At 68.3% G+C, this 10,318-nt stretch carries 9 protein-coding genes and 1 pseudogene; 3 read left to right on the top strand and 7 right to left on the bottom strand.

What is annotated here, in order from left to right:
• The 6 genes and pseudogenes from ACXJLU_RS31415 to fliF form a co-directional block, all read right to left on the bottom strand.
• Nucleotides 1-559, bottom strand: a pseudogene (locus ACXJLU_RS31415) (hypothetical protein); the annotation flags it as partial.
• Between the two features lie 59 nt (nucleotides 560-618).
• Complete coding sequence (gene fliJ, locus ACXJLU_RS31410) at nucleotides 619-1,095, bottom strand: flagellar export protein FliJ (protein WP_457337680.1); 477 nt, start codon at nucleotides 1,093-1,095, stop codon at nucleotides 619-621.
• 26 nt (nucleotides 1,096-1,121) lie between these two features.
• On the bottom strand, nucleotides 1,122-2,546 hold the full coding sequence (gene fliI, locus ACXJLU_RS31405; protein ID WP_457337679.1) for a flagellar protein export ATPase FliI: 1,425 nt from the start codon (nucleotides 2,544-2,546) through the stop codon (nucleotides 1,122-1,124).
• Nucleotides 2,543-3,322, bottom strand: a complete 780-nt coding sequence (locus tag ACXJLU_RS31400; protein WP_457337678.1) for a FliH/SctL family protein — start codon at nucleotides 3,320-3,322, stop codon at nucleotides 2,543-2,545. The genes fliI and ACXJLU_RS31400 overlap by 4 nt, the downstream gene beginning before the upstream one ends.
• Nucleotides 3,306-4,301 carry a flagellar motor switch protein FliG gene (gene fliG / locus ACXJLU_RS31395; protein WP_457337677.1) on the bottom strand — a complete coding sequence of 332 codons (996 nt, stop codon included), beginning with the start codon at nucleotides 4,299-4,301 and terminating at the stop codon, nucleotides 3,306-3,308. Before fliG ends, ACXJLU_RS31400 begins: the two co-directional genes overlap by 17 nt.
• A gap of 32 nt (nucleotides 4,302-4,333) precedes the next feature.
• Nucleotides 4,334-6,031 carry a flagellar basal-body MS-ring/collar protein FliF gene (gene fliF, locus ACXJLU_RS31390; RefSeq protein ID WP_073468369.1) on the bottom strand — a complete coding sequence of 566 codons (1,698 nt, stop codon included), beginning with the start codon at nucleotides 6,029-6,031 and terminating at the stop codon, nucleotides 4,334-4,336.
• Between the two features lie 145 nt (nucleotides 6,032-6,176).
• Here fliF and fliE point away from each other — a divergent pair, with 145 nt between their 5' ends.
• Both fliE and ACXJLU_RS31380 read left to right on the top strand, forming a co-directional pair.
• Entirely contained in the window at nucleotides 6,177-6,503 is a 327-nt protein-coding gene (gene fliE, locus ACXJLU_RS31385) for a flagellar hook-basal body complex protein FliE (RefSeq protein WP_489742400.1), read from the top strand.
• Nucleotides 6,504-6,686: 183 nt separating this feature from the next.
• Nucleotides 6,687-6,998, top strand: coding sequence for a hypothetical protein (locus ACXJLU_RS31380; RefSeq protein WP_457337676.1), 312 nt, complete (start codon nucleotides 6,687-6,689; stop codon nucleotides 6,996-6,998).
• Between the two features lie 13 nt (nucleotides 6,999-7,011).
• On the opposite strand, the gene ettA is transcribed toward ACXJLU_RS31380, so the two are convergent.
• On the bottom strand, nucleotides 7,012-8,676 hold the full coding sequence (ettA, locus tag ACXJLU_RS31375) for an energy-dependent translational throttle protein EttA (protein WP_457337675.1): 1,665 nt from the start codon (nucleotides 8,674-8,676) through the stop codon (nucleotides 7,012-7,014).
• Nucleotides 8,677-8,982: 306 nt separating this feature from the next.
• Between ettA and ACXJLU_RS31370 the strand changes: the two genes are divergently transcribed.
• Nucleotides 8,983-10,318, top strand: a 1,336-nt coding sequence (locus ACXJLU_RS31370) for a DEAD/DEAH box helicase (protein ID WP_457337674.1), incomplete at its 3' end; no start/stop codon positions are given.

The following is a 10,318-nucleotide window of genomic DNA, read 5'->3' as shown; positions in this document are numbered from 1 at the left end:
GTGCACCGCGGCCGCCGCCTTCAGCGCCGGCTTGGCCGCCGAGCGCATCGCCCGATTCGGCCTCACCGGCCTGGGCCTGGCCGCGCGCCAGCTTGCCGCCGGCCTGCGTGCTCGCGGCCGGGAGGTTCAGCCCGGCCAGCCAGTTGCCGAGCGACGGGTCGAGCCCGGTCGCCGATCCGGCGCTGTCGGATGCGGTGGCATCGGTCGTGTCATCACCGGAGGCGGCCTCGGCATCGGCAGGTGCCTTGCCTTCGGCGGCCTTCTGCCCGGCCTGCGGACGCTCGGTCGCCGCCGTGCGAGCGGGCGCTTGCGCGGTCTTCTGCGCAGCGGGTGCCGGTGGCGTGGCGGGTTTCGGGGCCGTTGCGGCAGGTTTCGGGGTCGGCGCGGCAGGCACGGGCGCCGCGGCGGGCGGTGTCGCTTGCGCCTGCTGTCGCTGCTTCAGCATCTGCGAGAACGCATTGGCATGCGGCCCCTCGGGCGACGGCGCCAGGGGCCAGGTGACCGCCTGCGGGTTGTTCGCGGAAAAGATCGGCAGGGACGATGACACGGCAGCGGACATGAAAGTGCCTGGACGGTGGATTCAGCGGTGGATCGGGGGGCTCGTCAGCGTTGCGGCGCTCAGGCCATCGGCGAGGCGCCGGCCTGGCTCAGCCGGTTCCACGCGGCCCGCGCGGCGAACTCGTCGGTCTGCTTCTGCTCGCGGCGGTCGGACACCAGGCGCAGCTCCTGCAGCCGGCGCTCCAGCAGCTTGCGCACCGAGGCGACGCGCATCTCCTGCTCGCGCAGCAGCTGCAGCATGCGTTCGACGCGGCCTTGCGCATGCACGACGACGCGCTGCTGCTGGTCGATCGCCAGCGTCAGCCGCTGCATGAAGCCCTGGTAGTGCTGCATCACGTCCATCGTGCTGCTGCGGCTGAACTGCTCGCGAAAGCGCGCCTCGTACTCGCCGCGGTAGGTCGTCAACTGTTCGGCCTGCGCGGTCGCCGCGGATTGCGCGTCGGTCGCGCGGCGCGATTCGGCCATCGCGGCGTCGCGCTCGCGCTCGGCCTGGCCCAGCAGCGCCATCAGCGGTTCAATCGAACGGTCGTTGCTCATCGAGGTACTCCTTCAATCGTCGTGATTCAGGTGCCGAACAACTTGCGGAGATCCCGCACGCTGTTGTTCAGGCTGGCCGGCTTGTTCATGCCCTGCTGCAGCAGCTCGACCATCGGGCCGTGCAGCTTGACGGCGGCATCGAGCTCGCTGTCGTGGCCGGGCGAATACGCGCCCAGCTGGATCAGGTCGCGTGCCTTCGTGTACTTCGCGCTCAGCTGGCGGAAGCGCCGCGCCGCGTCGATGTGCTCCTGCGGGCTGACGTTGTTCATCACCCGCGAGATCGAGCGCTCGACGTCGATCGCCGGGTAATGCCCGGCCTCGGCCAGCTCGCGCGACAGCACGATGTGGCCGTCGAGGATGCCGCGCGCCGCATCGGCGATCGGGTCCTGCTGGTCGTCGCCCTCGCTCAGCACGGTGTAGAACGCGGTGATCGAGCCGACGCCGTGGATGCCGTTGCCGCTGCGCTCCACCAGCTGCGGCAGCTTCGCGAAGCAGCTCGGCGGGTAGCCCTTGGTGGCAGGCGGCTCGCCGATCGCCAGCGCGATCTCGCGCTGTGCCATCGCGAAGCGGGTCAGCGAATCCATCAGCAGCAGCACGTGCTGGCCGCGGTCGCGGAAGTGCTCGGCGATCGCGGTCGCGTAGCTCGCGCCCTGCAGCCGCGTCAGCGGCGGCGCATCGGCCGGCGCGGCCACGACGACCGAGCGGCGCAGGCCTTCCTCGCCGAGGATGTCCTCGATGAATTCCTTCACTTCGCGGCCGCGTTCGCCGATCAGGCCGACCACGATCACGTCGGCCGCGGTGTAGCGCGCCATCATCCCGAGCAGCACCGACTTGCCGACGCCGGTGCCGGCGAACAGCCCGATGCGCTGGCCGCGGCCCACCGTCAGCATCGCGTTGATCGCGCGCACGCCGGTGTCCAGCGGCTGGCGGATCGGGTCGCGGTCCATCGCGTTGATCGGGCGGCGCACCAGCGGCTCGTTGTGCACGCTGCCGAGCGGCCCCTTGCGGTCCATCGGCATGCCCTGCGAATCGACGACGCGGCCGAGCAGCCCGTCGCCCATCGGCAGGTGCAGCGTGCGGTCTTCGCTGCGCCGCCATTGGTGTTGCGTCGCGCCCAGCAGCAGCGGCACGATCGGCGACGGCCGCGGCACGACGCGCGCGCCGCTGGCCAGGCCGTGGATCTCGCCGGTGGGCATCAGGTAGGCGCGGTCGCCCGAGAAGCCGACCACCTCGGCCAGCACCGGCGGCTGGCCGTCCATGCGCACCTCGCAGACCGAGCCGACCGGCACGCGCAGGCCGGCGGCCTCGAGCACCAGCCCGGCCACGCGCACCAGCGTGCCCTGCGTCTCCAGCGGCATCGCATCGGCCGAGAAGTTCTTCAGGTCGCCGAGGTAGCGCTGCCACTTGTCGGCAGTGGCGACAGCTTTTGTTTCTTGCTTCGACGTGATCATGCGGGCTCACCGTTCTCGTCGATCTCGGGCAGCGGCGGTTCGTCGCCTTCCCATTCCTGTTCGCAGCCGACCGAGGCGGCGACCCGGCGCCAGCGCGCCTCGAGCGTCGCGTCGATCACGCCGATGTCGGATTCGACCAGGCAGCCGCCGCGCAGCACGTCGGCATCGGACAGCAGGCGCGCGCCGCGCGCGGCCAGCACGTCGGCCGCGCCCTGCGCGACCAGCGCATGGTCGTCCGGGTGTACCCGCACGGTGATGTGGCGGGCGCTCAGCAGCAGCGTGTCGACCGCCTCGGTCGCGACCACCGCGACCAGCTCGGGCTTCATGCTCAGTTCGCTGCGCACCATCTGCTTGGCCAGCTGCGTGGCGGTGACGGCCAGCGCGCGCGCCATGTCCTGCTGCAGGTCGTCGAGCTGCTGGCCGAAGCCCTGCACGATCGCGCCGACCTGCGCGGTGACCTGCGCCGCATAGCTCTGCTTGAAGCCGTCGAGCGCGACCAGCCCGTCGCGGTAGCCGTCCTGGTAGCCGGTCTGGCGCACCTGCTTGAGCTGCGCCATCAGTTCGTCGACCGGGTTCGGCGCCGGCGGGGCCGGCGGCTCGGGCCGGTGCACGCCGGTGTTCGGCGTCTCGTTGCCGCCGGACAGCGAGCCCGGCGTCCACGCGGCGAACGAGTTCAACTCCTCGCGCGGGATGAAGCGGCTGTAGCTGTTGGACGGCTTCGAGCCGGGCGGCGGCGGCACCTGCCGCGGGCCGTTCGGCTTAGAGGAACTGGTCATCGCCGCCGCCTCCGAGCACGATCTGGCCTTCGTCGCTCAGGCGACGCACGATCTTCAGCATTTCCTTCTGCTCGGCCTCGACCTCGCTGACGCGCACCGGGCCGCGCGATTCCAGGTCTTCGCGCAGCGTCTCGGCGGCGCGCGTGGACATGTTGCGGAACACCTTCTCGCGCATCTCCGGCGTCGCGCCCTTCAGCGCGATCACCAGCGATTCGGACTGCACTTCCTTCAGCAGCAGCTGGATGCCCTTGTCGTCGACCTTCTCCAGGTCGTCGAAGGTGAACATGTTGTCCATGATCTTCTGGGCCAGCTCGTTGTCGGCCTCGCGCACGTAGTCGAGCACCGAGGTCTCGATGCTGCCGCCCATCAGGTTGATCATCTCGGCCGCGGTCTTCACGCCGCCGAGCGAGGCCTTGCGCAGCTTGTCGCCGCCGGCCAGCACCTTGCTCATCACGTCGTTCAGGTCCTTCAGCGCCGACGGCTGGATGCCGTCGAGCGTCGCGATGCGCACCACCACCTCGTTGCGCTGGCGCTCGGTGAAGCACTTCAGCACCGACGAGGCCTGGTCGTAGTCCAGGTGCACCAGGATCGCCGCGACGATCTGCGGGTGCTCGTTGCGCAGCAGCTCGGCCACCGAGCTCGCGTCCATCCACTTCAGGCTCTCGATGCCGCTGGTGTCGCCGCCCTGCAGGATGCGGTCGATCAGCAGGTTGGCCTTGTCGTCGCCGAGCGCCTTGCGCAGCACGGTCTTGATGTATTCGTCGTTGTCGGTGACGAGCAGGCTCTGCTCCTGAGCCTGGTTGGCGAAGCGCTCCAGCACCGTCTCCACGCGCTCGCGCGGAATGGTCTTCATCCTGGCGATGGTTTCGCCGAGGCCCTGCACCTCTTTCGGCGTCAGGTGCTTGAACACCTCGGAGGCTTCCTCCTCGCCGAGCGACATCATCAAGATTGCCGCGTCTTCCAGTCCCTTGGTGTCCATGTCTCTTCCGTGGTTCTTGTGATGGCCGCGGATCAGGCGGCTTCGCCGCTGACCCAGTCGCGCACGATGCTGGCCACGGCACCCGGGTTGTCCTTGGCGTAGGCGCGGGCGGCGATCAGCGTCGGGCTGATGCGCGGCGATTCGAGCATCGGCAGCTTCGCGGCGGCGTCGTGGCCGAGCTTCGGCAGCGACTCGGCGTCGTCGACCATCGCGTCCAGCGTGTTGCCGCGCGCATCGACCGGCGGCAGCGGTTGCGGCAGCGCGGCCTTCAGCGCCGGGCGGATCAGCCCGAACACGATCACCATCGCGACCAGGGCCAGCGAGCCCGGCACCGCGGCGGCGCGCAGCATGTCCAGCGTCTGCGGCTGCTTCCAGATCGGCGTGGTGTCGGGCTCGATCTTCTCGATGCGGAACGGCGCATTGATCACCTTCACCGAATCGCCACGCTCCTGCTTGAAGCCGATGCTCTCGCGCACCAGCACGTTGAGCTTCTCGATCTCGTCGGGCGTCAGCGGCACGGTGGTGGTCTTGCCCTTGGCGTCGGTCACGCTGCGGTGGTTGACGACGACGGCGGCGTTCAGGCGCTTGACGGTGCCGGTGGCGTTGCGCGTCACCCGCACGGTCTTGTCGACCTCGTAGTTGGTGACGGCTTCCTTGCGGGTGTTGGTGTTGCTGGCGGCGCCGTTCTGCGCGGTCTGCAGCGGCTGGGCGGCGCCCGTCACCGGGGCGGTCGCCGGCACCGGCGGCTGGTTCGACGCGGCACCGGGGATGCCGGTGGCGCCGGCCCCGCTCTGGCCCATCTGCTCGCTGCTCTGCTGGCTGCGCACGCTGGCCTGGGCGTTCTCGCCCTGGTTGGGCTTGAACTCCTCGGCGGTGGATTCGATCTGCGAGAAGTCGACGTCGGCGGTGACCTGCGCGCGCAGGTTGTCGCGGCCGATCACCGGCTCGAGGATGTCGAGGATGCGCTTGTTGTAGCTGGCCTCGATCTGGTTCACGTACTGCAGCTGCTGCGCGTCGAGGCCGGCGCCGTTGCTGGTTTCGGGCGCGGCCGACAGCAGCGTTCCGGTCTGGTCGAGCACGCTGACGGCCTTCGGGTTCATCTCGGGCACGCTGGACGACACCAGGTGCACGATGCCGGCGATCTGCGAGCGGTCGAGCGTGCGGCCCGGGTGCAGCGTCAGCATCACCGAGGCGCTCGGCTTCTGCTGTTCGCGGAAGAAGCCGTTCTGGTTCGGCAGCGCCAGGTGCACGCGGGCGTTCTGCACCGCCGACATCGCGGTGATCGAGCGGGTGAGTTCGCCTTCGAGGCCGCGCTGGAAGGTCAGGCGTTCCTGGAACTGGGTCTGGCCGAACTTGGCGCCGTCCATCAGCTCGAAGCCGACGATCGAGCCCTTGGGCAGGCCGGCCGACGCGAGCTTCAGGCGCAGGTCGTGAACTTGTGCCGCCGGCACCAGGATCGCGCCGCCGCCGTCGGAATAGCGGTACGGCACGTTCATTTGCGACAGCTGGGCAATGATCGCGCCGCCGTCCTTCTCGGACAGGTTGGCGTACAGCACCTTGTAGTCGCCCTGGCTGCTCCACAGCGTGATGGCGGCGAGCACCGCGATCAGCGCCGCGATGCCGAGGCCGAGGCTTGCCTTGCTCTTGGCCGGCAGCGCCGCCAGGCGCGCGCCGAACCCCGCCGGCACGGTGAGCTGGCTGGGGTTGGCAAGGGTGACCGCGTTGTCCATGTTGTTCGCTTGGTGCTGTGACGGCAAAGGCCGCTGACGGAAGCGATTATTTGGAAACTTGAGGTTTCAATTGCGTTGAACAGCCTGGGAAATGGCCTGCAGTTCGCCCCATCCGACTTCAGGGCCTTGTCTACAGTCCGTTCCCATGGACGTCACCCTCAAGCCCTTCAATTTCGCGCAGGCTGCGGCCCGTGCGGGGATGAACCCGAACGGCACGCCGCTGGTCAACAGCAGCAAGGCCACCGAGGGCGCGGGCTTCCAGCAGGCGCTGACGCAGGCGCTGCGCTCGGTGAGCGATTCGCAGAACAAGTCGGACGAGATGCAGCGCCAGGTGTCGCTGGGCAACCCGACGGTCAGCCTCGAAGAGACGATGGTCGCGATGCAGAAATCGCAGATCGGGTTCCAGGCCACGCTGCAGGTGCGCAACCGGCTGGTGCAGGCTTACTCCGACATCATGAACATGTCGGTGTAAATGTCGATGTAATGGGCTGTCGTTCAGTGTTGTCGTGACGGAATCGACAGTTAGGGGGTGACCCCTCATTCGCGTGTACCCGAAGGCGCAAGCGCCTGAACTTCGGGACAATCGGTGGTTGTTATCCGATGCCGCCGGGTTGCCATGAGGTACCCGCGGGGCGTCTCACCGTTGGACCGTTGCTTGAAATCCGCGTTTGCCATTCCGGGGCTGCTGGCTGCCGCCCTCGTGACCTGCCTGCCCGCCCATGCCGACGACGCCGTCGAGCAGATGGTGGCCGGCATCGATGCCGTTCTCTACGTCTGCACGCCGGTCGACCCGAAGAGCATGAAGCCGGGGCAGGACATGCTCGTGCAGCTGGCGGCCAAGACCAAGTCGGACCTGTCGGCCGTGCGCAAGAGCGACGGCTACCGCGCCACCTACAACTCCGAGCTGAACCGGATGCTGTCGATGCCGGCGAAGGACAAGCTGGCGACGTGCCAGCGAGCCTTCTGACCGGCGCAGGCCCTTACTTCAGGGCCTTGTAGCGCAGCCGCTTCGGCTTCGCGCCTTCTTCGCCCAGGCGGCGCTTCTTGTCGGCCTCGTACTCCTGGTAGTTGCCGTCGAAGAACACCCACTTCGAATCGCCTTCACAGGCGAGGATGTGCGTCGCGATGCGGTCCAGGAACCAGCGATCGTGGCTGATCACCATGATGCTGCCGGCGAACTCGAGCAGCGCGTCTTCCAGCGCACGCAGCGTTTCGACGTCGAGGTCGTTCGACGGTTCGTCGAGCATCAGCACGTTGCCGCCCTGCGCCAGCGTCTTCGCCAGGTGCAAGCGCCCGCGCTCGCCGCCCGACAGGCTGCCCACCAGCTTCTGCTGGTCGTTGCCCTTGAAGTTGAAGCGGCCGATGTAGGCGCGCGACGGCATCACGAACTTGCCGACGATGATGTTGTCGAGCCCGCCCGAGACGTCCTGCCAGACGGTCTTGTCGGCTTCGAGCGATTCGCGGCTCTGTTCGACGAAGGCCATCTTCGCGGTCGGGCCGACCTTCACGGAGCCCGAATCCGGCTGTTCCTTGCCGGCGATCATGCGGAACAGCGTCGACTTGCCGGCGCCGTTCGGGCCGATGATGCCGACGATCGCGCCGGCCGGCACCTTGAAGCTCAGGTCGTCGATCAGCACGCGGTCGCCGAAGCTCTTGCTGACGTTGCTGAACTCGATCACCTCGTGGCCCAGGCGGTCGGACACCGGGATGAAGATCTCGTTGGTCTCGTTGCGCTTCTGGTAGTCGACGTCGCTCAGTTCCTCGAAGCGGGCCAGGCGCGCCTTGCTCTTGGCCTGGCGGCCCTTCGGGTTCTGGCGCACCCACTCCAGTTCCTTCTTCATCGCCTTGGTGCGCGCGTCTTCGGTCTTCTGCTCCTGCTCGAGGCGCTGTTCCTTCTGGTCGAGCCAGGTGCTGTAGTTGCCCTTGTACGGAATGCCGCGGCCGCGGTCGAGTTCGAGAATCCACTCGGCCGCGTTGTCGAGGAAGTAGCGATCGTGGGTGATGGCCACCACGGTGCCGCTGAAACGGCTCAGGAACTGCTCCAGCCAATCGACCGACTCGGCGTCCAAGTGGTTGGTGGGTTCGTCGAGCAGCAGCATGTCGGGCTTGGACAGCAGCAGGCGACACAGCGCGACGCGGCGCTTCTCGCCGCCCGACAGCTTGCCGACCACGGCTTCCCAGGGCGGCAGGCGCAGCGCATCGGCCGCGATCTCGAGCTGCAGGTCGGTGTTCTCGCTGCCGGCGGCGGCGATGACGGCTTCGAGCTCGGCCTGCTCGGCGGCCAGCGCATCGAAATCGGCATCGGGCTCGGCGTATTCGGCATACACCTCGTCGAGGCGCTTCTTCGCGGCCAGCGATCCGCCCAGGCCTTCTTCAACGGCCTGGCGCACCGTCTGGTCGGGCGCCATCACCGGCTCCTGCGGCAGGTAGCCGATGCGCAGGTTGGGCGCCGGCGTGGCCTCGCCTTCGATGTCCTTGTCGATGCCGGCCATGATCTTCAGCAGCGTGCTCTTGCCGGAACCGTTCAGGCCGAGCACGCCGATCTTGGCGCCGGGGAAGAAGCTGAGGGAGATGTCCTTGAGGATCTGGCGCTTGGGCGGGACGATCTTGCCCACGCGGTTCATCGTGAATACGTACTGAGCCATGGCGTGTGGTCCTGGAGAGCGGAAGAGCTGGGGGTGGAGCAGGAATGGCCGGCCGCAGAACGCGGCGCCAAAACCGGTATTGTCGCCGCTCCGCGGACCGCGCCGCGTCGGCGCGCGGATCAAGCCCGCGCCGACCCCGCAGTTCGGCCGATGAAATCGCGTTCAGCAGGTAGAATGCCGGCACCAGCGCAGACACCAGTCACTTCGCTGCCGTCATCCCTGACCTGAGCCTCGCGCTCACCTCACCGTCTGCCTGCGACTGGCGCCGAAGTTCTCGGCGACGGGCCGATCTCCTGATGGATCCCCATGTCTTTTGACACCCTCGGCTTGTCCGAGCCCCTGCTGCGTGCCGTTCACGAACAGGGCTATACCGTCCCCACCCCCATCCAGGCACAGGCCATCCCGGCCGTGCTGTCCGGCGGCGACCTGCTCGCCGGCGCCCAGACCGGCACCGGCAAGACCGCCGGCTTCACGCTGCCGATGCTGCAGCGCCTGTCGGCCAAGCCGGCGGTGCGCGACGCACGCGGCAAGCTGCCGATCCGCGCACTGATCCTCACCCCCACCCGCGAACTCGCGGCGCAGGTCGAAGAAAGCGTTCGCACCTACGGCAAGTACCTGCAGCTCACCTCGATGGTGATGTTCGGCGGCGTCGGCATGCAGCCGCAGATCGACCGCCTGCGCAAGGGCGTCGACATCCTGGTGGCCACGCCCGGCCGCCTGCTCGACCACCACCAGCAGCGCACGCTCGACCTGAGCCACGTCGAGATCTTCGTGCTCGACGAAGCCGATCGCATGCTCGACATGGGCTTCATCCACGACATCAAGAAGGTGCTGGCGATCGTGCCGGCGCAGAAGCAGAGCCTGCTGTTCTCGGCCACCTTCAGCGACGAGATCAAGACGCTGGCCGACCGCCTGCTGAACAAGCCGGCGCTGATCGAAGTGGCGCGCCGCAACCAGACCAACGACGCGATCGCGCAGAAGGTCCATCCGGTCGGCCGCGAGATGAAGAAAGAGCTGCTGACGCACCTGATCAAGTCGAACGACTGGAACCAGGTGCTGGTCTTCACGCGCATGAAGCACGGCGCGAACCGGCTGGTGGAGCACCTGCTGAAGCAGGACATCAGCGCGATGGCGATCCACGGCAACAAGAGCCAGAGCGCGCGCACCAAGGCGCTGGCCGACTTCAAGACCGGCGACCTGCAGGTGCTGGTGGCCACCGACATCGCGGCGCGCGGCATCGACATCGACCAGCTGCCGCACGTCGTCAACTTCGAGCTGCCGAACGTGCCCGAAGACTATGTGCACCGCATCGGCCGCACCGGCCGCGCGGGCGCGCTGGGCGAGGCGGTCTCGCTGGTGTGCGTCGACGAGAACGGCTTCCTGCGCGACATCGAGAAGATGATCAAGCGCGAGATCCCGAAAGAAATCGTGCCGGGCTTCGAGCCGGGTGCCAATGAGCGTCCCGAGCCGATCGTGCTCGGCCGCATGGTGATCGGCGAAGGCGCCGGCCGTGGCGGCCATCGGCACGCCGGTGGTGGCGGCGGTGGCGGCCGGGGTGCCGGCGGCGGTGGTGGACATGGCGGCGGCGGTGGTGGTGGCCGCGGGCGTGACAGCCGCGGCGGCGGCGGTGGCGGATCGGCAC

This window comes from Rhizobacter sp. P5_C2 (genome assembly GCF_054049715.1).
Note: the sequence above shows the minus strand (reverse complement) of the source record. Positions and strands in the feature narration are given on the sequence as shown.

Coding starts and splice junctions, on each gene's coding strand:
- fliJ (WP_457337680.1), bottom strand. CDS start 1,095: ATGAGCAACGACCGTTCGATTGAACCGCTGATGGCGCTGCTGGGCCAG.
- fliI (WP_457337679.1), bottom strand. CDS start 2,546: ATGATCACGTCGAAGCAAGAAACAAAAGCTGTCGCCACTGCCGACAAG.
- ACXJLU_RS31400 (WP_457337678.1), bottom strand. CDS start 3,322: ATGACCAGTTCCTCTAAGCCGAACGGCCCGCGGCAGGTGCCGCCGCCG.
- fliG (WP_457337677.1), bottom strand. CDS start 4,301: ATGGACACCAAGGGACTGGAAGACGCGGCAATCTTGATGATGTCGCTC.
- fliF (WP_073468369.1), bottom strand. CDS start 6,031: ATGGACAACGCGGTCACCCTTGCCAACCCCAGCCAGCTCACCGTGCCG.
- fliE (WP_489742400.1), top strand. CDS start 6,177: ATGGACGTCACCCTCAAGCCCTTCAATTTCGCGCAGGCTGCGGCCCGT.
- ettA (WP_457337675.1), bottom strand. CDS start 8,676: ATGGCTCAGTACGTATTCACGATGAACCGCGTGGGCAAGATCGTCCCG.